The sequence below is a fragment of the Rothia halotolerans genome (genome assembly GCF_004136635.1).
GTDB lineage: Bacteria > Actinomycetota > Actinomycetes > Actinomycetales > Micrococcaceae > Rothia > Rothia halotolerans.
Map to the genome: position 1 here is coordinate 1 of NZ_NOIU01000006.1, position 22,163 is coordinate 22,163.

At 71.3% G+C, this 22,163-nt stretch carries 24 protein-coding genes and 1 riboswitch; of the genes, 8 read left to right on the forward strand and 16 right to left on the reverse strand.

The window, feature by feature from the left end; genetic code table 11:
- Positions 1-225: 225 nt before the first annotated feature.
- Entirely contained in the window at positions 226-879 is a 654-nt protein-coding gene (locus EWV39_RS13395; protein ID WP_129661393.1) for a response regulator, read from the reverse strand.
- Between the two features lie 21 nt (positions 880-900).
- Complete coding sequence (locus EWV39_RS13400; protein WP_238148365.1) at positions 901-2,721, reverse strand: sensor histidine kinase; 1,821 nt, start codon at positions 2,719-2,721, stop codon at positions 901-903.
- Positions 2,722-2,863: 142 nt separating this feature from the next.
- On the opposite strand from EWV39_RS13400, the gene EWV39_RS13405 reads away from it, so the two are divergent.
- From EWV39_RS13405 to mmuM, 3 genes are all read left to right on the forward strand, one after another.
- Positions 2,864-4,318, forward strand: a complete 1,455-nt coding sequence (locus tag EWV39_RS13405; protein WP_193554720.1) for a CitMHS family transporter — start codon at positions 2,864-2,866, stop codon at positions 4,316-4,318.
- Positions 4,319-4,331: 13 nt separating this feature from the next.
- Positions 4,332-4,793, forward strand: a complete 462-nt coding sequence (locus EWV39_RS13410) for a universal stress protein (RefSeq protein WP_129661399.1) — start codon at positions 4,332-4,334, stop codon at positions 4,791-4,793.
- A gap of 139 nt (positions 4,794-4,932) precedes the next feature.
- Positions 4,933-5,916, forward strand: a complete 984-nt coding sequence (mmuM, locus tag EWV39_RS13415; RefSeq protein ID WP_202864947.1) for a homocysteine S-methyltransferase — start codon at positions 4,933-4,935, stop codon at positions 5,914-5,916.
- Positions 5,917-5,972: 56 nt separating this feature from the next.
- On the opposite strand, the gene EWV39_RS13420 is transcribed toward mmuM, so the two are convergent.
- The 4 genes from EWV39_RS13420 to thiM form a co-directional block, all read right to left on the reverse strand.
- On the reverse strand, positions 5,973-6,689 hold the full coding sequence (locus EWV39_RS13420) for a TenA family protein (RefSeq protein WP_129661405.1): 717 nt from the start codon (positions 6,687-6,689) through the stop codon (positions 5,973-5,975).
- An 81-nt stretch (positions 6,690-6,770) separates the two neighbouring features.
- Positions 6,771-7,838 carry a bifunctional hydroxymethylpyrimidine kinase/phosphomethylpyrimidine kinase gene (gene thiD, locus EWV39_RS13425; RefSeq protein WP_238148366.1) on the reverse strand — a complete coding sequence of 356 codons (1,068 nt, stop codon included), beginning with the start codon at positions 7,836-7,838 and terminating at the stop codon, positions 6,771-6,773.
- Positions 7,835-8,524, reverse strand: coding sequence for a thiamine phosphate synthase (thiE, locus tag EWV39_RS13430; RefSeq protein WP_129661408.1), 690 nt, complete (start codon positions 8,522-8,524; stop codon positions 7,835-7,837). Before thiE ends, thiD begins: the two co-directional genes overlap by 4 nt.
- Positions 8,521-9,381 carry a hydroxyethylthiazole kinase gene (gene thiM, locus EWV39_RS13435; RefSeq protein WP_129661411.1) on the reverse strand — a complete coding sequence of 287 codons (861 nt, stop codon included), beginning with the start codon at positions 9,379-9,381 and terminating at the stop codon, positions 8,521-8,523. The genes thiE and thiM overlap by 4 nt, the downstream gene beginning before the upstream one ends.
- Positions 9,372-9,471: riboswitch (TPP riboswitch) on the reverse strand. Its footprint overlaps the gene before it by 10 nt.
- Positions 9,472-10,288: 817 nt before the next feature.
- Here thiM and EWV39_RS13440 point away from each other — a divergent pair.
- Entirely contained in the window at positions 10,289-11,779 is a 1,491-nt protein-coding gene (locus EWV39_RS13440) for an aldehyde dehydrogenase (NADP(+)) (protein ID WP_129661414.1), read from the forward strand.
- A gap of 80 nt (positions 11,780-11,859) precedes the next feature.
- Positions 11,860-12,324, forward strand: a complete 465-nt coding sequence (locus tag EWV39_RS13445; RefSeq protein ID WP_129661417.1) for a hypothetical protein — start codon at positions 11,860-11,862, stop codon at positions 12,322-12,324.
- On the opposite strand, the gene EWV39_RS13450 is transcribed toward EWV39_RS13445, so the two are convergent.
- Positions 12,321-13,145, reverse strand: coding sequence for a PhzF family phenazine biosynthesis protein (locus tag EWV39_RS13450; protein WP_129661420.1), 825 nt, complete (start codon positions 13,143-13,145; stop codon positions 12,321-12,323). The two genes, EWV39_RS13445 and EWV39_RS13450, sit on opposite strands and share 4 nt — an antisense overlap.
- Before the next feature lie 160 nt (positions 13,146-13,305).
- On the opposite strand from EWV39_RS13450, the gene EWV39_RS13455 reads away from it, so the two are divergent.
- The gene (locus EWV39_RS13455) at positions 13,306-13,806 is read left to right on the forward strand and encodes a MarR family winged helix-turn-helix transcriptional regulator (protein WP_238148367.1); all 501 of its coding nucleotides are present in this window, start codon (positions 13,306-13,308) and stop codon (positions 13,804-13,806) included.
- A 67-nt stretch (positions 13,807-13,873) separates the two neighbouring features.
- Here the strand turns inward: EWV39_RS13455 and EWV39_RS13460 are convergent, their stop codons facing one another.
- The 9 genes from EWV39_RS13460 to EWV39_RS13500 all read right to left on the reverse strand — a co-directional run bounded on the left by EWV39_RS13460 (position 13,874) and on the right by EWV39_RS13500 (position 20,900).
- Positions 13,874-14,077 (reverse strand): hypothetical protein, encoded by a 204-nt coding sequence (locus EWV39_RS13460; RefSeq protein WP_129661424.1) that lies wholly within the window; start codon positions 14,075-14,077, stop codon positions 13,874-13,876.
- A gap of 121 nt (positions 14,078-14,198) precedes the next feature.
- Positions 14,199-14,894 (reverse strand): HNH endonuclease family protein, encoded by a 696-nt coding sequence (locus EWV39_RS13465; protein ID WP_129661427.1) that lies wholly within the window; start codon positions 14,892-14,894, stop codon positions 14,199-14,201.
- Between the two features lie 45 nt (positions 14,895-14,939).
- Positions 14,940-15,398, reverse strand: coding sequence for a GtrA family protein (locus EWV39_RS13880; protein WP_165313338.1), 459 nt, complete (start codon positions 15,396-15,398; stop codon positions 14,940-14,942).
- Between the two features lie 412 nt (positions 15,399-15,810).
- The gene (locus tag EWV39_RS13475; protein ID WP_129661433.1) at positions 15,811-16,350 is read right to left on the reverse strand and encodes a hypothetical protein; all 540 of its coding nucleotides are present in this window, start codon (positions 16,348-16,350) and stop codon (positions 15,811-15,813) included.
- A 725-nt stretch (positions 16,351-17,075) separates the two neighbouring features.
- A complete protein-coding gene (locus EWV39_RS13480; protein ID WP_129661436.1) occupies positions 17,076-17,501 on the reverse strand; it encodes a DoxX family protein in 426 nt (141 codons plus the stop codon).
- 52 nt (positions 17,502-17,553) lie between these two features.
- Complete coding sequence (locus EWV39_RS13485) at positions 17,554-18,480, reverse strand: ABC transporter substrate-binding protein (protein ID WP_129661439.1); 927 nt, start codon at positions 18,478-18,480, stop codon at positions 17,554-17,556.
- Between the two features lies 1 nt (position 18,481).
- The gene (locus EWV39_RS13490; RefSeq protein WP_129661442.1) at positions 18,482-19,150 is read right to left on the reverse strand and encodes an ABC transporter permease; all 669 of its coding nucleotides are present in this window, start codon (positions 19,148-19,150) and stop codon (positions 18,482-18,484) included.
- A complete protein-coding gene (locus EWV39_RS13495) occupies positions 19,147-19,806 on the reverse strand; it encodes an ABC transporter permease (RefSeq protein ID WP_129661445.1) in 660 nt (219 codons plus the stop codon). Before EWV39_RS13495 ends, EWV39_RS13490 begins: the two co-directional genes overlap by 4 nt.
- Before the next feature lie 8 nt (positions 19,807-19,814).
- On the reverse strand, positions 19,815-20,900 hold the full coding sequence (locus EWV39_RS13500; RefSeq protein WP_129661448.1) for an ABC transporter ATP-binding protein: 1,086 nt from the start codon (positions 20,898-20,900) through the stop codon (positions 19,815-19,817).
- 305 nt (positions 20,901-21,205) lie between these two features.
- On the opposite strand from EWV39_RS13500, the gene EWV39_RS13505 reads away from it, so the two are divergent.
- A complete protein-coding gene (locus EWV39_RS13505) occupies positions 21,206-21,595 on the forward strand; it encodes a TA system antitoxin ParD family protein (RefSeq protein WP_129661451.1) in 390 nt (129 codons plus the stop codon).
- Complete coding sequence (locus EWV39_RS13510; protein WP_129661454.1) at positions 21,592-22,152, forward strand: ATPase; 561 nt, start codon at positions 21,592-21,594, stop codon at positions 22,150-22,152. The genes EWV39_RS13505 and EWV39_RS13510 overlap by 4 nt, the downstream gene beginning before the upstream one ends.
- Positions 22,153-22,163 lie beyond the last annotated feature (11 nt).

The window sequence follows — 22,163 nt, forward strand, 5'->3', positions numbered from 1 at the left end:
GAGGGCTTCTCCAAGCTCGAGGAGCACGTCAACGAGCGCACCGGGCCCCTCGACCTCTCCGGGGTGAAGATCGAGCTGGAGGACGGGGAAGAGGGCACGCTGACCCGCAACCACAAGTCGGCGAAGGCCCCCTGGAAGCTCAGGCGGTAGGCCCCTCGGCGCCTCGGGGCCCTCTCGTGGCCGCACCCCGCCGGACGCGGCTCCGGGCATCGCGGAACCGCCCCGTCACGTCCCGTACAGGTGCTCCGGGCGTCCCGTGCTCCCGTACTGCAGCGAGACCGTGACGACGCGGGACTCGGCCAGCTTGGCCAGGTGGCGCTGCGCCGTAGCGCGCGAGGTCCCCACCGCCTCGGCGACCTCCAGGGCCGTCATGGGGCCCCCGGCGTCCTCCAGGGTCGTGGCGATGCGCTCCGCGGTCGAGGAGCCGGCGCCGCGGGCGGGCCCCGCCCCGGGCGAGGCCGCATCGTGGAGGGTGCGCATCAGGCGGTCGAGGTCGGCCTGGCCCACCTTCTCCCGGTCCCAGTAGCGGCGATAGCGGGCGTAGCGGCGGAGGAACCCTTGCAGGTGCCCGGCCTCGAAGGGCTTCAGGACGTAGGTCAGCGCGCCCGCCCGCAGGGCCGAGCGCACCACCTGGGGGTCCGCCACCGCGGAGAGCACCGCGGCGTCGACCTCGGTCTCGCGAATCAGCTCGATGCCGTTGCCGTCCGGGAGCACGTAGTCGGCCAGCAGCAGCCCCACCTCCTCCTCGGCGAGGGACCTGCGGGCGGCACGCACGTCCCGCACCGGGTCCAGGGCGCGGAATCCGGGCACCGCGTCGACGTACTGGCAGTGCAGCTGCCCCACGTAGAAGTCATCGTCGAGCACTAGGACGTTGACCATCGTTCCTCCTCGTCCGCATTGTCATCGGTGGTCATCGGGGGTGGTGGCGTCCGGTCCTCCCCCGGGCTCGTCGCCGGGGCCCTCCAGCACCTCGGGCAGAAGCACCGCGAAGCTCGCGCCGCCCAGGTCGGGGTCGCGGCCGTCCAGCAGCCAGACCCGGCCGCCGTGACGCTGGGCGACCCTCCGGCACAGCGCCAGGCCGAGGCCGAGGCCGTGGTTCGGGCCGGCGGCGTCGGCACCGGCGGGGGAACCGGGATCAGGACCGAGGTCGAGGCCCAGGCCGCCGCCCGCGAGGCCGCTGACCCCCTCCTCGAAGATCCGCTCCGCGTCCCCGGGCGCCACCCCGCCGCCGGTGTCGGTCACCACCGCGTGCAGCTCGCTCCCGGAGCTCAGCAGCTGGACCTCGACAGCGGCGGGGGCACCCGCACCGCTCGCAGCGGAGACGATCCCCCTGCCGGCCCCGGGCGCGCCGTCGGCCTCCTCCCCCGCGCGCCCCCGCACCGCCGCGCGCACCGCGTTGTCGATGAGGTTCCCGAGGATCAGCGTGACGTCCTCCGGCTCGCCCACCCGCCCGAGCACCAGGGAGTCGGGCGTGACGGACAACGCCACTCCGGCCTCGGCGGCGGTGGTCCCCTTGGCCTCCAGCAGGGCGCGCAGGTACGGGTCGGAGACCAGCTCGATCCCCTCGACCGGCGTCGCGATCGGCCCCGTCCGCAGGATCGTGGCGAGGTAGCCGCGCGCCTCCTCCACGGCCCCGGTGTCCACCAGCCCGAGCACCGTGTGCAGCCGGTTGGCGAACTCGTGGCGCTGCGCGCGCAGGGCCTGCGCCATCGAGGTCACCGACTCCAGCTGCCGCGCCATCGTCAGCATCTGCGTCTCGTCCCTCAGGGTCACGACGCCGCCCACCGAGACCCCGCCCCGGCTCACCCGGACCGCGGTGGCCAGCAGGATCCGGCCCCCGACGCTCACCCGGCGCCGCAGCGCCCCGCGGTCGGGCGCCTCCGCCATCATCCGGCGGATCTCCTCCGGGACGACGCCGTGCCTGTGGTCGGACCCGCCTGCGGTCCCGCCCAGCAGCTCGTCCGCCGTGGAGTTGCTCAGGGTCAGCTCGCCGGCGGAGCTGAAGCCGAGCACGCCGTCGTCGAGCCCGCGCAGCACCGCCCCCTGGTCCCGGGCCATCTCCGCGAGCTCCTCCGGGCCCACCCCCAGGGTCTCGCGGCGCAGCCGCCGGCCCAGCGCGAGCGAGGCGAACACGCCCAGGGCGAGCGCGAGCACCGCGACCGAGCCGAGGGCCAGGAACTCCCGCCGCAGGTCGGCGTCGAGCACCGAGGCGTGGATGCCCACCGAGACCTCGCCGACCACCGCGCCGTCGTCGGCGCTGGAGTAGACCGGGACCTTGGCGCGGACCGTCTCCCCGAGCGTCCCCGCGCCGTGGGTCACGGTCTCCCGGCCCGCGAGCGCCGACTCCGGGGAGGTGGAGACCCGCTTCCCGATCTCCTCGGGGCGGGGGTGGGTCAGGCGGATGCCGCGGTCGTCGGTGATGACGGCGAACTGGATGCCGGAGCGCTGCCGCAGGTCCTCGGCGAGGTCCTGCAGCGGGCCGGTGATCGCGGCGTCGGGCTCGGCGGCGTGCTCCCGGGAGGCGCGGGTGGAGCCCTCCCTGACCTCCGGCGCGGAGGCCAGGGTCCGCGCCGTCGCCAGCGCCTCGGTCTCGCTGACGTCCGTGACGGCCCGGGCCCCCATCCAGGCGAAGACGCCGGTGACCAGCGCCAGCAGCACCACGACCACCGCGAGCTGGCTCAGCAGCACGCGGCGGGAGAAGGATCGGGCGGAACGGGGCACGCTCCCACGGTAGCCGCGCCTGAGCAGAATGCGCAAAAGGCGCAGAACGGGCAGAACGCGTTCAGTGCGCACAAACGCGCGCCGCGATGCGCGCCACCCTAGGGTGTATCGAGCATCACATACGCCTTCGAAGGAGAAGCTCGTGCTCGTTATCCTAGGCTTCGCCATGATCCTCGTCTTCATGACGCTGATCATGACCAAGCGGCTCTCGCCCATCCTGGCGCTGATCATCGTCCCGACCATCTTCGGCCTCTTCGCCGGTGCCGGCCTGGGCATCGGCGACATGGTCATGGACGCCATCGCCTCGATGTCCTCGACGGCGGCCCTGCTGCTCTTCGCCATCATCTACTTCGGCATCATGATCGACGTCGGGCTCTTCGACAAGCTCGTCGAGTTCATCCTGAAGGTCGCCGGGCACGACCCCGTCAAGGTCGTCATGGGCACCGCGCTGCTGACCGGCGCCGTCTCCCTGGACGGCGACGGCTCCACCACGTTCATCGTGGTGACCGCCGCGATGCTGCCCATCTACCAGCGCCTGCACATGTCCCCGGTGGTCCTCACCTGCGTCGCCGGCCTGATCAACGGCACCCTGAACATCGTCCCGTGGGGCGGCCCGACGGCGCGCGCCTCCTCCGCGCTGCAGATCGACGCCAACGAGATCTTCGCCCCCATGGTCCCCGCCCTCATCGCGGGTCTGCTGCTGTGCTTCGTCTTCGCCTACTTCCTCGGCGTCTCCGAACGCCGCCGGCTGGCCAAGAACGGCATCTCCTGGGCCATGAAGAAGGGCCCCGAGTCGGACGGCTCCGAGCTGGTCGGCGCGGCCGCCCGCACGACGTCGGGCGCCTCCTCCTCCGACGACGGCGCCGCCCCGGCCGCCGGCCCCGCGACCCGCGCGATGTCCGTCGCGCAGGAGCAGCCCGAGGGCGGCCACGGCGCCGCGCTGACCGACACCGCCCTGGACCCCAACCGGTCCACGCTGCGCCCCAAGCTGTTCTGGTTCAACCTCGTGCTGACCGTCGCCGTGATGGTCATGCTGGTCATGGACCTGCTGCCCCTGCCCTACCTGTTCATGATCGCCATGGTGATCGCCCTGATGGTGAACTTCCCCAACCTGAAGGACCAGCAGGAGGAGCTCGCCTCGCACTCCTCGGCGATCATCTCCGTGGTCGCGATGGTCATGGCCGCCGGCGTGCTGACCGGCATCATGAGCGGCACCGGCATGGTGGACGACATGGCCGCCTGGCTGGTCGACGTGATCCCCACCTCGATGGGGCCGTACATGGCGGTCATCACCGGCCTGCTCTCGATCCCGATGACGTTCTTCATGAGCAACGACGCCTTCTACTTCGGCATCCTGCCCGTGCTGACCGAGACCGCCGCCCACTACGGGATCCCGGCGGCCGACATGGCCCGCGCCTCGATCACCGGCCAGCCGGTGCACATGCAGTCCCCGCTGGTCCCGGCGATCCTGCTGCTCGTCTCGCTCTCCGGGGTTGACCTCGGGGACCACCACAAGAAGGTACTGTGGCGAGCACTGCTGGTCGCCCTGGTCATGCTGGCCGTGGGCGTGCTGGTGGGCGTCGTCGCCATTGGATAGGAGCTTGTAAGACGTGACCGACTTCTACTCGACCCCCCGTCAGAACTACCCCGCCCCCTCGTTGCGGGTCGCCGCCTCGGACGGCATCGACGATGCCGAGCGGACCGTCGTCCTGGCGTACCGCGCCGACTCCAAGCCCTCGGTCCTGGAGCAGGCGGTCAAGGTCGCGCGCCGGGAGGACGCCGCCCTGCGGGCCGTGCTGTTCGCCACGGACAGCACGGCGGGCCCCTCGACCAACGCGATCGCCCAGACCAAGGACCTGGTCCGCGGTCTGATCGAGGCGGGCGTGGAGTTCGAGGTCCAGCGGGCGGACACCGACGTCGCCTCCCAGATCCTCGGCCTGGCCGAGGAGTGGAAGGCCGAGCTGATCGTGATGTCCTCGCGGCGCCGGTCCCCCGTCCTGAAGCTGTTCCTCGGCTCGAGCGCCCAGCGGGTGATCCTCGAGGCCGAGTGCCCGGTGCTGATGGTCAAGTAGCGGGCCGATGACGGGACATGACGGAGCGGCCGGGAGCCCGCCGCGCGATGGCGCGGCGGGGTCCCGGCCGTTCGGCGTCTCGGCGGGTCCCGAGCCGGCGCCCAGGGGCGGCACCGCGGACTCCGCTCCGGAAGACGTCGTGACGGAGCCCCGGGCGAGCGGAATCGCCGCGGCCCTGCGAGCCGGCCCCCTCGTGCTCGATGCCGGCATGTCCACCGGCCTGGAACGGCTCGGCGTCCGCACCGACTCGGCCCTGTGGACGGCCTCCGCCCTGCGCGAGGGATCCGAGGCGGTGCGGCGCGTCCACGAGGAGCACCTGGCCGCGGGCGCCGACGTCGTCATCACCGACACGTATCAGGCCGCCCTGCCGACGCTGGCCGCCGCCGGCCTGGACCGCGCGGAGGCCGGGGAGATGGTGCGCCGGGCGGTCGCGGCGGCCCGGCAGGCCCGCGACGCCGTCCGTCCCGGCGCCTTCGTGGCCGGCTCCGTGGGGCCCTACGGCGCCCACCTGGCCGACGGCAGCGAATACACCGGCGCGTACCGGATGGACGAGTCCGGATACCGGGACTTCCACCGGGGCAGGATCGCGCTGCTGCTCGAGGCCGGCGTGGACCTGCTCGCCATCGAGACCCTCCCCCGGGCCGACGAGGCCCGTGCCGTGGCCGTGCTGCTGGCCGAGGAGTTCCCGGGGACGCCGGCGTGGTTTTCCTTCACGCCGGCGGCCGCATCACCCGCTCACGCATCATCCGCTCCCGCGCCGCCCGCCCTGCCCGACGGCACGCCGCTGCAGGAGATCGCCCGCGAGCTCGGGAAAGCGCCCGGCGTCGTCGCGGTGGGCGTCAACTGCCTCGCCCCGGCCCGCGTCGGGGAGGCTATCCGCGCGCTGCGGCGAGGGACCAGCGCACCCATCGTGGTCTACCCCAACTCCGGCGAGTCCTACGATCCGCTCGCCAAGGCCTGGTCCGGGCGGGACGACTCCGGGGAGGAGGGCGCGACGTCGCTCGCCGAGCTGGCACCGAGGTGGGTCGCCGCCGGTGCGAGCGCGGTCGGCGGCTGCTGCCGCACCACGGCCGACGACGTCGCCGCGATCGCCCGCGCGCTCGGGGACGGGCGGGCAGTCTAGGGACGGCTGCGCCGGGGAGGCCCACAAGCCCGCCGGCCGGCCCGCCTCCTCCCTGCTCAGCGGCTCCAGGCCTCCCGGCGGTGCGCCGCGTCCCAGAAGAGCTCCTCGTAGCGGGAGGCGTCGAGGAAGACCTCGCGCATCCGCTCCCGCACGCCCTCCCCCGCGCCGGCGGCCGCCTCCTCGACCAGCACGATCGCCGCCTGCGTCGCCTCGGCGAAGGCCGGGTCGCCGTACTCGGCCAGCCAGGCGCCGTAGGGGTGCTCCGCGACGGCCGCGGCGCGGCCGGCCAGCTCCTGCCCGACCTCCGCGTAGATCCAGAAGCACGGCAGCACGGCGGCGGCGCCGACCTCGTAGGGCTCGTAGGCGCAGGCGGCCATCAGCGTGTACATGTAGCCGCGCGTGGTCGGCGAGGGAGCCGCCGGGCGCGGGATCCCGGAGAGCACCGGGTCGCTCATGAGCTGGGAGTGCAGCGCCTTCTCCTCCGCGACGGCGGTCTGGGCGCTGCCGGCCCAGAACTCGGCCGCCGCCGGGGTGGGCGCCCTGCTGGCCAGGACCGCCATCGCGCGGGAGTAGTTGGCGAGGTAGAAGGAGTCCTGCTGGAGGTACTCCACGAAGGCCTCGGGCTCGAGCGTCCCCTCGGCGAGGTCGTTGAGGAAGGGGAGGTTGCACACGCGGCCCATGATCTCGGCGGCGTCCGCCCAGAGGGAGCCGGTGAACTCGCCGGTCTCCCATCGGGCGGACTGGTCCTGCTGGCGGTCTCTGAAGAGGGGCATGGTGCTCCTGGGGTCGGTGGGAAGGTGTGCGGGATCGATCCCGCATGCGATGGGACGAGGGATGTGGCGCGCCGCCGACGGTCAGCGGAGGATCTGGGCGAGGTGGTCCACGGGGCCGTGGCCGGCCTCTGGGGTGCGGGAGAGTCGCCATCCGGCGCCCTCCGTCAGGGCGCGGGTGAGGAACTCCTTGCCGGAGCGGACGGCGGCGGTCAGGGCGGCGTCGTCGAGCCCGGCCGGCTCGGCGGCCACACCGTCGGGCTGGGACCGGCCGCTCGGATGGGCGGTCCCGGCCGGAAGGCCCGCCCCCCGCGGGAGGCCGGCCCCGCGCGAGCGGGCGGCGTGCGCCGCGATCGCCGAGGAGAGCGTGCACCCGGTCCCGTGGGTGTTCCGGGTCTCCACGCGCGGGACGCTCCACTCCGTGAGCAGAGGCTCCGCCCCCTCGCGGGCGATCGCCAGGACGTCGACGGCGTCGCCCCGCCGCAGGTGCCCGCCCTTCAGCAGCACCGCGCGCGGTCCGAGGCCCAGCAGCTCCACGGCCGCCTCGCGCATGCCCGGCAGGTCCTCGGCCTCCTCGGCCCCGAGGAGGCTCGCGGCCTCGGGGAGGTTGGGGGTCACGACGTCGGCAAGCGGCACCAGCTCCTCGAGCATCCGCCGCGCCGCGCCGTCGCCCATGAGGGCGTCGCCACTGGTCGCGACCATGACGGGGTCCAGCACCAGGGTGCCGAACTCCCGCCGCCGGCCGGCGATGGTCCGGGCCACGGCCCGCACCGTCTCCGCGCCGCCGAGCATGCCGATCTTGGTGGCGTCCACCGGCAGGTCGTCGATCACCGCCTCGATCTGGGAGATGCAGAAGGCCGCCGGGACCTCCATGACCTCCCGTACGCCCACCGTGTTCTGGCTGGTCAGCGCGCTGAGGCATGCCGTCCCGTAGACGCCGAGCGCGGAGAAGGTCTTGAGGTCGGCCTGGATGCCGGCGCCGCCCGAGGGATCGGAGCCTGCGATGGTCATCGCGGTGGCCGGGCGCGGGGCCGCACCGGGGTCAACCGTTGACGGGACCGGGCGCGGGGACGCACCGGGATCGGCCATCACCGCGGCCGGGCGGGAGCCCTGCACGGACTCGGGGCTCGAGCCGGTCGTCACGCGGGTCATCGGGCGCCTCCCGTCGCGGTGAGGACCGTCCGGGAGATCCGCAGCATCTCGGCGGCGGAGGCCCGCGGGTCGGGGACGGCGGCGATCGCGGAGACCACGCACAGCCCGTCCACCGGCACGCCGGCGAGCTGGGTGGCGGTGGAGGCATTGATCCCCCCGATGGCGACGCCGGCCAGGCCGCCGGCGCGGGCGAGCTCCGCGCACTCGGCGGTCCCGTCGGGTCCCAGCGGGGCGGCGGCGTCGCCCTTGGTGGGCGTGGTCCACACCGGCCCGATGCCCACGACGTCGGCGATCCCCTGCCCCACGGCGCGGCGGGTCTCCTCGGGGGTCGAGACGCTCAGGCCGACCATCAGTTCCGGGCCGAGCGCCTTCCGCGCTGCCTCGGCGCCGGCGTCGGACTGGCCGACGTGCAGGTGCAGGCCCAGCTCGGCGGCCACGGACAGCCGGTCGTTGACCACCAGCTCGACGCCGCGGCCCAGCGAGTCCTCGGCCTCGCGGACCGCGGCGGCGCAGGCGCGTGCCAGGCGCTCGAACTCGGCGTCGGTGGCCTGCTTGTCCCGCACCTGGACGACGCCGGCGCCGCCCAGCGCGGCCTCGCGGACCACCTCGGGGACGCGCTCGGGGCCGCCGCACAGGGCCGTGTCGGTGATGAAGTACAGCGAGAAGTCGGTGCCGGCGGGGATCATCGGGCACCCTCCGCGCCCGGCAGGGCCGCCGAGTGCTCGAGTTCCACGAGCTCGGCCACGCCCGCGCCGTCCAGGGAGTGGAGCGCGTCCAGCCAGTCCGCGTGGAAGGAGCCCGGCCCGCGGGCGGTGCGCCCCGCCAGGGTCCCCGCCGCGCCGAGATGGGCGTGGGCGGCCAGGACCGCGAGGTGCGCGGACAGCCCCCGGCCGCGGGCCGCGCCCAGGTAGCCGGCGACGACGGCGCCCAGCGCGCACCCGGTCCCGATGACCAGCGGCATCAGCTCGTGCCCGCTGGTGAGCCAGGTGGTGCCCTCCGCTGAGACGACGACGTCGCGCTCGCCCGAGACGGCGACGACGCCGCCCGTCCTCCCGGCCAGCTCGGCCGCGGCCTCCAGCGCGGCCTCCACGGGATCGGTGGAGTCCACGCCGCGCCCGCCGGCGCCGCGCCCGGCCAGGCCGGTGATCTCGCTGGCGTTGCCGCGGATCGCGGCCGGGGCGAGGGAGAGGACGTCGCGGGCGAACTCGGTGCGCGGGGGCAGCCCGCCCACGGCCACCGGGTCGAGGACCCAGGGGACGCCCGCGGCCCGCGCGCCCTCGATGCCGGCGCGGTACGCCGTGAAGTTCTCCGAGGAGGGGTTGCCGACGTTGACCAGCACCCCGTCCGCCCCGCGGGCGAAGATCCCCGCCTCCTCCAGGCTGTCCACTATGGCGGGGGCCGCGCCGACGCTCAGGAGGACGTTGGCGCTGATCTCCCGCACCACGGAGTTGGTCATGGCGTGGACCAGGGGGTGGGCCGCGCGGGCGGCGTCGACGCAGGCGGCGATCCCGTCCCGGTCGATGGGTGCGCTCGAACTCGTCATGCTGACGATCCCTTCGCTAGTGCTGGCTAGATCAGGTTCAAAGGGTGTGATCTCAGCCCCCGTCCGGCGGGGGCACCCCTTGTCATGGGTGTGGACGGCGTCATCGCGCCCACGTCCCCACCCTATCGGGAAGCCCGGGGAGAGGACGTATTTCGATCCCGGCATGACTATCCACAAGAGTTACCCACAGTGTGGAGAACTTACACGGGCGTGGTTAGTGACGGGCGTCATGGCCGGCGGATGACGACGTCGTGCGGTCGCCGCAGGTCCGCTCCCGCCCGTATCCGGGGTGAAAAGAGGGACGAAAGCATGCCGCAGCCGATATACAGGGGGCCGAACCAGGGGATATCCCCCTCGATCTCCCCTTCATCGTCCACACTTGTGGATAAACATCTGCACAAACCGTGGAGAACTCATCGGTACCCACGGCCTACCTGTGGATGACTGTGGATAAATCGACCTTCTTGTGGATAACGACAGTGCGGTGTGCATATCGGCCAGCAGCCCGAAAACCCCGGGAAATCAACGATCTCTCAACCTCAGCGTCCCACCGCGAGGCCCTCGACTCCACAGAAGGGGATGATATCCACAGGCCCTGTGCACAAACCGACCTCCACCGACACGGATGGTATTCGAGCCGCCCCCGCCTTTCGAAAACCCTGGCGCAGCACCCTTTCCACCGTCCCCAGTCGCCCCTCGAGGCCCTTCCCTTCGCAGACGTATTCGATCTGTGCACATCGAAATCCACTCCTGTGGATAACTTTCTCCACGGATGTGGACCATCCCCAGGACCTGCTCCCCGGAACCGCTCGGCCTGGGTAGAGTGGCACGTGTGCGGCGAGTGTTAGCCGCGTCACTCACCGGCGCCCGATGGGCGGCGATCGCACCGATCGCAGGAAGGAAGACCATGGCCCTCAGGAACACCCTCTCGACCGTCCGGGTCACCGCCTCGGAGGAGGTGCGGGACCTCGTCGCCGACGCCGCCCGCGCGTTCGCCCCGTGGAAGCGCACTCCTCCCCGCGAGCGCGCCCGGGTCCTCGACGCCATCGCCCTCGCCCTCGACGCCGCGGCCGAGACCCTGATCCCCGTGGCGCTGCGGGAGACCCGCCTGCCGGAGTGGCGCCTGCGCGACGAGCTCACCCGCACGACCTTCCAGATCCGCCTCTTCGCCGAGGCCCTGCGCGACGGCGGCTTCCTGGACGCCAGGATCGACCACGCCGACCCGCAGTGGCCCGCCGGGGCGCCCCGTCCGGACCTGCGGCGGATGAAGGAGCCGCTGGGCCCGGTCGCGGTCTTCGCCGCCAGCAACTTCCCCTTCGCCTTCTCCGTGGCGGGCGGGGACACCGCCTCGGCGCTGGCCGCGGGCAATCCCGTGATCGTGAAGGCCCATCCCGGGCACCCCGAGCTCTCCCTGGCCACCGCCGAGGTCGTCGCCGCCGCGATCGAGGAGGCGGGAGCGGACGCCGGGCTCCTCTCGCTGGTGCACGGCACCGAGGCGGGACGGCTCCTCGTCACGGCCCGGGAGGTCAGGGCGGCGGGCTTCACGGGGTCGATCCCGGGCGGGAGGGCACTGTTCGACCTGGCCCAGCGCCGCCCGGACCCCATTCCCTTCTACGGCGAGCTCGGCAGCAACAACCCCGTCTTCGTGACCCCGGCGGCCGCCGAGCGGCGGGCCGAGGAGATCGCGGAGGGATTCGTCGAGTCCGTGACCGGCCGGATGGGCCAGATCAGCACCAAGCCGGGCACGCTCGTCGTCCCGCGCGGCTCGAGGATCGTGGAGCTGCTGGAGGAGGCGGAGCTGCCCGGCCCCGCCCCGATGCTCAACGACCGGCTGCACGGGGAGTACGAGCGCTCGCTGGCCCAGTTCAGCGCGCGCCACGGCGTCGAGCCCCTGCACGGCGGGCGCTCGGGCGCGGTCAGGCCGGGGGCGGACCCCTCCCCCGCCATCCTGATCACCCAGGCCGACTACCTCCACGCCAATGCCAGGCAGCTGCAGGAGGAGTGCTTCGGGCCGGCCTCGCTGGTGGTCACCTACGGAGAGGGCGAGGACCTGGCCGAGCTGGCGGGCCTGTACGAGGGGCAGCTGACGGCCACCGTCCACGCGGAGCCGGAGTGCGACGTCGAGGCCCTGCTCGAGGTGCTCGCCGAGAAGGCGGGCCGGGTGCTGTGGAACCAGTGGCCCACCGGCGTGTCCGTCACGCACGCCCAGCAGCACGGCGGGCCCTACCCCGCCTCGACCGCGCCGGGCAGCACCTCGGTGGGCACGGCCGCGATCGAGCGGTTCCTCCGCCCGGTGGCTTACCAGGGCTTCCCGCAGGAGCGCCTGCCCGAGCCGCTGCGGGACGACAACCCGTGGGGCTGCCCGCGGCTGGTGGACGGGAAGCCGGAGGAGGCCTGAGGGGCCTGCAGGGGTTGAGGGCGGCAGGCGCCGCAGGAACCCCGAGGAAGCGGCGCAGGACGCACCCACGGGAGGATCGCATGGCTGATGGGCTGACGAGAGACGCGGGCGGCCTCGCGAGGCACGCCGACCTTCTCCTGAAGAGCGCCGATCTGGCTTCGCGCCTCCCGGGGGTCGACGCCGGCTCCCCTTGGTCCGCGCAGTCCCTGATGAGCGCCGAGAAATCATTGCTGACGTCGGAGGAGGTCGCGCTGGATGACTACGCCGCGTTCATCGGGAGAGGGCTCGTCGAGCGTTTCGGCGGGGCCTGGGTCGATGTCAGCGATCATGTCAGTCGGCCCGGCGCCGAGGTCAACGTCGTCGGGATCGCCTACCCGGACATGGAGCATACGGACATCCTGAACAGCGTCGTGCACCTCGCACGGCTGGAGCGGTCCGGCACCCACTGGGTCAGCCTCTTCGAGTCGAACGACGTCCTGCGGGCGCGCCGCGGCTCCGGCCCCTGCGGTGGGCGGACCCGGCGGGACGACGAGGAGCCGGCCTAGACCTCGATCTCGCCCCGGACGCGCAGCGCGGCGCGGCCGCCCACCCAGATCTCCCGGCCCTCGTCGACGATCCGGATGCGTCCGTCGCGTCCCACCCGGCTGCCCTGGACGGCGGTGTACCGGTCCGGCACGAGGCCGCGCTCGCGGAGCCACTGGGCCACCGCGCCGTTGAGGCTGCCGGTCACGGGATCCTCACGGTCGACGCTGATGGCCCTCACCTCGTAGGCGTGCTCGCCGCCCGCGGGCTCCAGCCCCACGAGGCCGTACTTCAGGCCGCCGGTGCCGGGGACGGGGTTCGCGGCGCGCACGGCGTCGGCGTCGGGAAGCTGGAGGATGCGCCAGCCCGGGCCGTTGTCCCCCCATGCCGCCGCCACGACGTCCTCCACGGCGACGCCGGCCAGGGCGGCGATCTCCGCCGTCTCCCCGGGCGTGAGCGGGTCCGCGCGCAGGCGCGGCGGGGTCGCGAAGAGCAGCAGGCCGGCCTCGCGGCGCACGGGGATCAGGCCGGCCTCGCACTCCTGGACGATCTCCGCCCCGGCCGCCGGCTCGTGGCCCAGGGCCAGCCAAGCGCGCGCGGTGCCCAGGGTCGGGTGCCCGGCGAAGGGCAGCTCGCCCGAGGGGGTGAAGATGCGGACCCTGTAGTCGGCCTCGGGCCGGCGGGGGCGGAGCAGGAAGGTCGTCTCGGAGAAGTTGGTCCAGGCCGCGATGCGGGCCATCTCCTCGGTGCTCAGGTCCTCGGCCTCGGCGACCACGGCCAGCGGGTTTCCGGAGAACGGGCCCGAGGCGAAGACGTCGACCTCGAAGAACGGCAGGCTGGGCATGAGGGTTCCTGACGGGGCTGGGATGGGGCTCGGCCGGGCTCACGGGCGCCCGGGGGCCGACTCTCCCAGGACCGTACCAGGGTCGGGGGCGCTCCGGACGGAAGGGCGGCCGCACCGGCCGCCGGACGAGAGCGGGGCCGTGGTCCGCCCCTCGGGTATCATGAGCACGCAGCGCACGGCGAGGACTCCGGGAGGGCACATGGACGACGAGGCGCCGGAGGATCCTCTGGCCCTGGAGAGCCAGATCTGCTTCGCGCTCTCCCTGGCCTCGCGCAGCGTCGTGGCGGCCTACCGGCCCGTCCTCGAGCCGCTCCGGCTGACCCATCCGCAGTACCTGGTGATGCTCGCCCTCTGGGAGCACGAGCCCCTCTCCCTCACGCAGCTCAGCGAGAAGCTGTCCATGAACCCGGGAACCGTCTCACCCCTCATCAAGCGGCTGGAGGCGCTGGGCTACGTGCAGCGCGGCCGGGCCCGCGAGGACGAGCGCGCGCTCGCCATCGTGCTCACCGCGGAGGGTCGGCGGCTGCGCCGGCGGGCCGAGGAGATCCCGGGGATCATGATGGGCAAGCTCGGCATGGACGTCGAGGAGCTGAAGGCCCTGCATGCGAGCATGATGAAGCTGATCCGCGCGGCCCGGGCCTCGGGGGACCTGCCTGGCTGACGCGCCGACGGAGGCGGAACCACGCCGTTCGCGGGGGGCTGCGAAGCTCAGCGGCGCACGCCCCGGCTCACTCTCCCTGCCCTTGTTCCTGCTCCGCGAGCCACTGCCGGTGCAGATCCCGACGCCGCTCGTACTCGCGCTTCTCGCGCAGCCGGGGGTCGCTGCTGGAGCTGCCCTGCGGCGGGCCCACGACGTGCAGCAGGAGGAAGACCAGCCGCGATCTGATGCGGAATCCCCACGTGAAGGCGTCGTCTCCGGTCGGTTTGTCCACTGCCTCGTCCCTTCGGTCCGGCGCTCTGCGAGATGTTTTGTACACCAATCATTAGTGTACAACGCCGCCCCTGCGGACCGATGAAGCCGGCCGGGCGGCCTCTCCTCGCGCCCCGCAGCCCTCAGCAGTCCGCCAGCACGTCCCTCATCGCCGCGCTCTCGCCCTGGGTCACCGTCAGCTCGTACTTGGACTTCACCTGGATCTGCCGGCCGACGTACTCGCACCGGAACTGCGGGTTCTCGGGGAGCCACTGTGCGGCGCTCTTGGCGCCCTTGGAGTTGTTGGTCGGTCCGTCCACGGCCAGGAGGTTGTCCGGGTCGTTGAAGAACTCCACCCGCTGCCCCTCGTCCCAGGCGTAGGCCCCGGAGTACCAAGCCTGCGCGGCGGCGACGACGTGGTCGATCTGCACCTCCGAGGAAGTGTCGGCCCCTCGCCGGAAGTCGATGGCTTCACCGGTGTAGGGATCCTGCAGCACCCCCGTATCGACCCGGCAGCCGTCCCGGGCCACGACGTCGTCGAGGTCCCGCTGCAGGATCTCCTGGCGGGTGTCGCAGCGGTCGCCGTCCAGGTCTCCCCAGCCGTCGCCGAAGAGGGAACGCTGGTACCCCTCGCGGACCTCGGGCGCGACCTCCAGGCCGTCCAGTTCCCGGGCGGCCTCCTGGGCGCTGAGCGAGGTCGGCTCGGGCGCCGCCCGATCTTGGGAGAGGTCCAGGTTCCCGGTGGCCCACTGGATCGCCAGCACCACCAGCAGCACCACCCCCACCACCGCCATAGCGACGATCCTGTTCTGACGGCTGCGGCGGGACCGTGAAGGCATGGCGGGACTCCTCGTGGGGAAGGTGAAGGAGGGGACCGCCATATTCTACGGCGCGCAGCGCGCGGGCGGGCAGGGCCCGCACGCCACCGGCCGAGGCGGCGGGAACACGAGCCTGTCCATGGCGAGCCACCTGACGACCATGGCGAGGCCCGTTCCCAGGATCGGTCCCGCCACGAAGTCCGCCGCCTCTTGGACCACCAGCTCGTGCGCCGGCGTCGCGAGGCCGAGGACGTATCGGGAGAAGTACACCGGAGCGCTGCTGATGCCTGCCCCCACGAGGGCGACCAGGGAGAAGAGGAGCGCCTCGACCCACCAACGGCGTCGCCCCCGAGCACCGAAGGTCCAGAGCTTGTTGGCCCCGTAGGAGACGACGCTGGCGGCGGCCGTGGCGAGGACCATGGCCGTCGCCGGGAAATCCGACAGGACCGTCCACTTCAGCGCGAAGTTCAAGACCACGGTGAGCACGTAGCAGGAGCCCCCGACGACGAGGAATCGCACCTGCATGCCACGCCGGGACCTCCGGCGCTGCCTCTCCGCCACAGTCTCCACGACGCCTCCCCCGCCGGATGATTCGCTGCCGGCATGACATTCCCGCCTCCCCCGAGGCAGCGCTTGCGCCCGCGGTCCGGCGGGCTTCTCGAGTATAGGCGGCCCGCGGCGTCCTTCCACGGAGCCGGAGTCCTCTCCGACGCCTTCAGAGCATGACCTCGTCGCGGAACAACCGCCCTGAGTGCGAAGATGCAGGCGCGTACCGAATCGACGGAACAACCGCCGCCCCCATGAGACGGAGCCTATACCGAGACGACAGCTCGACGTCCGCATACCTCCTCACCATCACAATAAAACTTTCGATGCGATGGCTCAGATTTTACACCAGGAAGAAGTAACCCTTCAGTTAAGAACCAGTCATAAATACTCATGGGTCCGGATCAAAGTCAGCACTGAAATCAATCGACCCCTTTGAGTCGATAGATTCCATCAACCGCATTCGATCGCAGGAATCCGGAATGACAATAGAGTAAATCTTCCCTGTTCGAGTTTGAATAGATATTCCCGGACCATTGCGATTGATAAACATCAGGCCATACCCTCGGGAATAACGGAGCCCCAAGCCCGCAGCATCGCGCCAGGAGAAAACCTCACAAAATTTCACTGAATCGATCTCTTCGTAACTAATAGTTTTACAATAAAGGGGCCAATAAATCAGGCGAACAAATTTACCACCCACCCCTACGCTATGAGTAGCGAACACCATCGGCCAACACAGAATCGCCGCCGCTGCGATCGATAGGAGGATTAGGGAAAAGTCGGCCCACGTTTCGACACCTCTACCCACGAAAGCGAGACAGGGGCCGAACGGGGCAAGGGCGATGACCCATCGCCACCACCCCCTCAATCTTACGCCTCGAGTCTTCCATGCAACCTTCATGTCAACCAACAACTCGATGAGTGACATTAACTTCCAACCCATCAGCATAAGCAGGATATGTCAACATGCTAATCAAGACCACAGAACAGGCCACAGCGATAGATCTATAGACGTTATTCAATGTCATCCTCCAAATAATTATCCGATTCTATCCCCGTAAAATCGGTTTTCTTTGGGCGTCAACCCCCTAAAACAACATGATACCTTACCCCCTTAGGCTTGGTAAGATATACGTCACATGCTATGTTTCGTGTTTAACAATGCGGTCTGACAAGGACGTATACCGACACCCAGAAGGCTGAGGCTATCTCCGCTCTTACGCGTGAGGCCGCTGCAGCGCCGACGCTGTCTCGCTAGCTCATCCCGGCCGACCTGCACATCGAAAATTGGGCGTTGGTCAGCATTCGAAAGCTAATGCTTGCGCGACCAGGGCTTTCAATGAATTTCTTCGGTGTTCCGCACTCCTCGTCCACCGTCACACGGGCACTTCTTTCGGCATCGTATTCGGCGGTTGGACGAAGCCCGCACGCTTGGCATCTCCTATGCCCAGGGCTCCCCATAGCGGCACCGTCCTTCTTTCCAACAACTGAGGATTCTGACGAGCGTGATGCAACGTCCAGAAGAAAAAGAGTCTCGCGAGGGTTGAAGCAGATCCAGGTGTCCCGAGACGACGACGGCCCGACGCCGCGCGGGCATCAGGCCGTCGAAGAGCCGGCATCACGCGCCGGCACGCCAAGCGTCAGGAACCAGTGTCAGGCGAGCACACTCCACCCCCGCCGGTCCTGCAGCGCCCCGCCGACGGCGAGCCGTCCCGGCCCGGCGAACGCCACGGCCAGCGCCGCGGCCCCCATCAGCAGGACGAACTCGTACCCGCCCTCCGAGACGTAGAACCCGGCGGAGCCGTGGACGAAGAAGATCGCCCCCGCCATGTCCACGGCCAGCAGCAGCCCCGCCACCCGGGAGAGCAGCCCCAGGATGAGGGCCGCCCCGCCGAGGATCTCCAGGTAGGTGGCGACCTGCGCGGCGAGCTCCGCCGAGGGCACTCCCATCTGGTCGAAGTTCGCGGCCGTCCCGTCGACCGTCCACACGTTCCGCTTCTGCAGCCCGTGCACCAGGAAGGTGATGCCCAGGACCACCCGCAGGACGAGCAGGCCGAGGGACACGGATGCGCCAGTCATTCTATGAGTCATGCTCAGTCACTTTACCTAGCAACTATTGGGTGACAAGGGCTCAGGAGAAATCGTGATCAGCGACCCAGTCCTTGGCCGCCTGCTCCGGGGAGGCCTTCTCGTCGCCGCTCACCCTGTCGTTCAGCGCGATCAGGTCGTCGGTGGTCAGCTCCGCCGATACCTTGTTCAGCACGTCGCGGGCGTCCTGGGACAGCGCGTCCTTGTTGGCCAGCGGCAGCACGTGCTGCGGCAGGAAGTTGTTCTCGGGGTCCTCCAGCACCACGAGGTCGTTCTGCTTGATGGCCGGCGTCGTCGTGAAGATGTCCGCGACCTGGACCGTATCGTCCAGCAGGGCCTGCACGGTCAGGGGGCCGCCGGCGTCGTTGATGGGGGAGAACTCGGCGGGCTCGCAACCGTAGTTGGACTTCAGGCCGGGCAGGCCGTAGGAGCGCTCCTGGAACTCCGGCGGGGCGCCCAGGGTCATCTCGGAGCAGAAGGCGGCGAGGTCCTCGATGGACGTCAGCTCGTGCTCGTCCGCGGTGTCCCGGGTGACCACCAGGGCGTCCTTGTTCTCGGCGGGCGAGGCGTCCAGCACCTCGACCTCCTCGGGCAGGTTCTGCGGGAGGTACTCCATGACCTCGTCCTCCGTCAGCGGCGCGGTCACCTCGTCGTAGTACTGCAGCAGGTTCCCCGAGTAGTCGGGGACCACGCTGACGCTGCCGTCCTTGACCGCGCCGACGTAGGCCTCGCGGGCGCCGATCGCCGGTCGGGTCTCGGCGGAGATGTCCGCGTCGTTGAGGGCCTCCGCGTAGACGGCCGCGATGATCTGCGACTCGGTGAAGTCGGCGGATCCCACCACGATGCTGCGGTCGTCCCCGCCCTCGTCCAGCGCGTCCTCCCCGCCGCCGCAGCCGGTGAGCACCAGGGTCGACGCCGCCGCCAGCGCGCCGGCGGAGAGCATCCCTCGGCGAGTGATTCGTGTGAACATGTCAGTCCTCCTTGGACAGTCCGGGTGATGACAGAAGCTTCTGCGCGCCGGCGAGCACGGCGTCGAGCACCAGGGCCAGGGCCGCGGCGAGGATCATGGACGCGACCATGCGCGAGTAGTCCCGCACCGCGAGGCCGTCGATCAGGAACCGGCCGAGGCCGCCCAGGTCGATGTAGGCCATGATCGTCACGGTCGCGATCACCTGCAGCGTCGCGTTCCGGATGCCGCCGAAGATCACGGGGACCGCCACGGGCAGCTCCACCCGCGTGAGGATCTGCCACTCGGTGAGGCCCTGGGCGCGAGCGGCGTCGACCACCACCGGGTCCACCGCGGAGACGCCCGCGTAGGCGCCGGTCAGCAGCGGCGCGATCGCCAGCAGCACCAGCGCCAGGACCGGGGCCGTGAGCCCCAGCCCGATCCACAGGGCGAACAGCGTCAGCAGGCCCAGCGTCGGCAGGGCCCGCAGCGCGCCGGCCACGCCGACGACGACGTTCCCGCCGCTTCTCCGGTGCCCCACCAGGACCCCCACGGGCAGCGCGATCACCGCAGCGATCAGCAGCACCAGGCCCGAGTAGCCCAGGTGCTCGACCAGCCGGGACCAGATGCCGCCGGCCCCCGTCCACGAGGCGGGGTCGGCGAACCACTTCCAGGTCTGCTCCAGAACGTTCATGCCCTCACCTGCCAACGCGTCAGGGCCGCCGCGCTCCAGGTGACGAGCCGGTCCAACACCAGCGCGAGCACCACGGTCGCGAGGATGCCCACCACGATCTCGGCCATGAGATCGCGCCGCAGCCCGTCGGTGAACAGCGTGCCCAGGGACTGGATGCCGATCACGGCCCCCACCGAGACCATCGAGATGTTCGAGACCAGGGCCACCCGCAGCCCGGCCGCCATGACCGGCACGGACAGCGGCAGCTCGATGCCGAAGAACGCGCGCAGGGGCCGGTAGCCCATGGCCGTGCCGGCGTCGAGCACCTCCGGGCTCACCGACTCGAAGGCGTCGACGCAGGAGCGGACCATCATGGCGACCACGTAGAGCGTCAGCGCCACGATCACGTTGGTCAGGGAGGTGATCGAGGTGCCGAGGATCAGCGGGAGCAGCACGAACAGGGCCAGCGAGGGCACGGTGTACAGCAGCGCGGCGGCATTGACGACGACGCCGCGGCGCACCCGCCCGGCGCCCCGGCGACCGCCCGCTCCCCTGGCCCGGCGGCCGGCGGCGAACCGGGCGATCGGGATCGAGATGAGCGTGCCCAGCACGACGGGCAGCACCGACTGCAGCAGGTGCAGCCAAGTCAGGTGCCCCACCGTGGAGAGGTTCCCCATGAGCCAGTTCACTCGCCGACCCCGTATCTGCTGCGGCGCTCGCGGCCGGCGGCGGCCATGACGTCGTCGCTGGCGATCAGGCCCGCGGCACGGCCGGCGTCGTCCACCGCCACACCCCAGCCGGAGGGCGAGGAGAGCACGGCGTCCAGGGCCTCGCGCAGGCTGCCGCCCGGGGTGAAGAGCGTGCCGCCGGTGACCTCGCGCTCGCCGAAGCGCCAGCCCGCGGGACGGGCGGCGTCGTCGAGCAGCAGCTCCCAGGGGGCCCAGGGCCGCTCCAGCCCCGACGCCGTCCCGCCCTCCAGCGGATGCATCGGGAGCTCCTGCCCGGAGGCGAAGGTCAGCCGGCGCAGGCCGCGGTCGCGGCCGACGAAGGAGGCGACGAAGTCGTCCGCCGGGGCCCGGAGGATCTCCTCCGGCGTGCCGAACTGGGCGATGCGCCCGCCCTCGCCGAACACCGCGATCCGGTGGCCCAGGGCGACCGCCTCGTCGATGTCGTGGGTGACGAAGACGATGGTGCGCTCGAGCTGCTCGTGCAGCCGGACCAGCTCGTTCTGCAGGTCGGTGCGGACCACGGGGTCGACGGCGGAGAAGGGCTCGTCCATCAGCAGGATCGGCGAGTCCGCCGCGAGCGCCCGGGCGACGCCGACGCGCTGCGCCTGCCCGCCCGAGAGCTGGGCCGGATAGCGCTTGGCGAGCTTCCGGTCCAGGCCCACGGTGTCCATGAGCTCGAGAGCCCGGGCGCGGCCGTCGGCGCGCGAGGCGCCCTTGAGCCGCGGCACCGTGGCGATGTTGTCGGCCACCGTGCGGTGCGGCATCAGCCCCGCCTGCTGCATGACGTAGCCCATCGAACGGCGCAGCTCGTGGGCGGGGCGGTCTCTGTTGTCCTCGCCTTGGATCAGGATGGTCCCCTCGGTGGCCTCGACCATGCGGTTGATCATCCGCAGGGAGGTGGTCTTGCCGCAGCCGGAGGGCCCCACGAAGGTCGTGATGAGGCCGGCCGGGATCGCGAGGTCCAGGTCCTCCACGGCCACGGCTGACTCGTAGCGCTTGGTGACCCCGGCGAACTCGATCGCGGTGGCAGCTGTCTCGGGCATGGGGATCCTTAGGGGTAGCCGTTATGGGGACCACACTAGGCCACCCCGCCCCGGGAGGCCCCAGACGCGCCGCGGGTTCTTCCCCGAGGGCGCAATCCCTTGTCATGCGCCGGTTCGTACTTGACGGTCCGGGGAGGGCTCCTGGAAGACTGCCCTTCTCCGGACCCGCCGTCCAGAGCACCGTCCCCGCTGCGGGCCCGGCGCCGTCCCGCTGCCCCGGATATGCAGAGGTGCCTCGGTCCTCCCGCCGAAGACATATCGCGTCGGCCAGCCCAAGGCGTGTAGCAAGCTGCTACACTCTGTGTATGAAAGCCTCCGCCAAGAAAACCCCGAAGAAGACGACCCCCACGCGGGTCGACGCTGAGATCTTCGGAGAGGCCCAAGCCGCCGGCGCGATCCACAGCCGCAGCGCGGCCCAGCAGATCGACCTCTGGGTCCGCATCGGCAAGGAGCTGGAGTCTTCCCCCGCCATCAGCCAGCGCGACATCCAGCGCGTCCTCGCCGGAGACGGCTCCTACGACGAGCTCTCCGAGCGGGAGCAGGCCGTGGTGCGCGCCGCCTGGGAGGAGGCCGTCGAAGAGCGCATCGCCTCCCTGGACTACGAGGAGAGGTTCACCGCGGAAGGCCGCGCCTGGACCGACGTCGACGCCGAGGGCAGTCCCATCCGCCGCGTCCCCGGCCAGCCGGCGTCGTGACCGCCGTCCTGCACCTCCTGGCGGGACCCAACGGGGCCGGGAAGTCCACCTTCGCCCGCGATGTGCTCGCCGGCCTCCACCTGCCCTTCGTCAACGCCGACCACATCGCCGCCCGCCATTGGCCCGAGGACCCCGCGGCCCACGCCTACGAGGCCTCCGCACGAGCCGCCGGCAGGCGCCAGGAGCTCCTGGAAGCGCGGACCTCCTTCATCACCGAGACCGTCTTCAGCCATCCCAGCAAGACCGAGCTGGTCCGCCGAGCCTCGGTCATGGGATACCACGTGACGCTCCACGTCTTCCTCGTGCCCCTGGCCCAGACGCTCGACCGCGTCGAGGACCGCGTGGCCGACGGCGGGCACTCTGTCCCCCGGGAGAAGATCATCGCGCGCTACGAGCGGCTCTGGACGCACATCGCCCGGGCCCGCCTGATCGCGGACGTCACCCACGTCTACGACAACTCCAGCGCCGCGAGGCCCTTCCGGCGCGTCGCGCGGTACGCCGGCGGACGGCTGGTCTCCGAGGGCTCCTGGCCCGCGTGGTCTCCCCTGGCCCCCTGAAACGGAAGGCC

Bases quoted from the DNA above. Each gene is read 5' to 3' on its own strand.
- EWV39_RS13395 (WP_129661393.1), bottom strand. From the start codon at position 879: ATGGTCAACGTCCTAGTGCTCGACGATGACTTCTACGTGGGGCAGCTG.
- EWV39_RS13420 (WP_129661405.1), bottom strand. From the start codon at position 6,689: ATGCCCCTCTTCAGAGACCGCCAGCAGGACCAGTCCGCCCGATGGGAG.
- thiD (WP_238148366.1), bottom strand. From the start codon at position 7,838: ATGACCCGCGTGACGACCGGCTCGAGCCCCGAGTCCGTGCAGGGCTCC.
- thiE (WP_129661408.1), bottom strand. From the start codon at position 8,524: ATGATCCCCGCCGGCACCGACTTCTCGCTGTACTTCATCACCGACACG.
- thiM (WP_129661411.1), bottom strand. From the start codon at position 9,381: ATGACGAGTTCGAGCGCACCCATCGACCGGGACGGGATCGCCGCCTGC.
- EWV39_RS13440 (WP_129661414.1), top strand. From the start codon at position 10,289: ATGGCCCTCAGGAACACCCTCTCGACCGTCCGGGTCACCGCCTCGGAG.
- EWV39_RS13445 (WP_129661417.1), top strand. From the start codon at position 11,860: ATGGCTGATGGGCTGACGAGAGACGCGGGCGGCCTCGCGAGGCACGCC.
- EWV39_RS13450 (WP_129661420.1), bottom strand. From the start codon at position 13,145: ATGCCCAGCCTGCCGTTCTTCGAGGTCGACGTCTTCGCCTCGGGCCCG.
- EWV39_RS13455 (WP_238148367.1), top strand. From the start codon at position 13,306: ATGAGCACGCAGCGCACGGCGAGGACTCCGGGAGGGCACATGGACGAC.
- EWV39_RS13465 (WP_129661427.1), bottom strand. From the start codon at position 14,894: ATGCCTTCACGGTCCCGCCGCAGCCGTCAGAACAGGATCGTCGCTATG.
- EWV39_RS13880 (WP_165313338.1), bottom strand. From the start codon at position 15,398: ATGCAGGTGCGATTCCTCGTCGTCGGGGGCTCCTGCTACGTGCTCACC.
- EWV39_RS13475 (WP_129661433.1), bottom strand. From the start codon at position 16,350: ATGTCACTCATCGAGTTGTTGGTTGACATGAAGGTTGCATGGAAGACT.
- EWV39_RS13480 (WP_129661436.1), bottom strand. From the start codon at position 17,501: ATGACTGGCGCATCCGTGTCCCTCGGCCTGCTCGTCCTGCGGGTGGTC.
- EWV39_RS13485 (WP_129661439.1), bottom strand. From the start codon at position 18,480: ATGTTCACACGAATCACTCGCCGAGGGATGCTCTCCGCCGGCGCGCTG.
- EWV39_RS13490 (WP_129661442.1), bottom strand. From the start codon at position 19,150: ATGAACGTTCTGGAGCAGACCTGGAAGTGGTTCGCCGACCCCGCCTCG.
- EWV39_RS13495 (WP_129661445.1), bottom strand. From the start codon at position 19,806: ATGGGGAACCTCTCCACGGTGGGGCACCTGACTTGGCTGCACCTGCTG.
- EWV39_RS13500 (WP_129661448.1), bottom strand. From the start codon at position 20,900: ATGCCCGAGACAGCTGCCACCGCGATCGAGTTCGCCGGGGTCACCAAG.
- EWV39_RS13505 (WP_129661451.1), top strand. From the start codon at position 21,206: ATGAAAGCCTCCGCCAAGAAAACCCCGAAGAAGACGACCCCCACGCGG.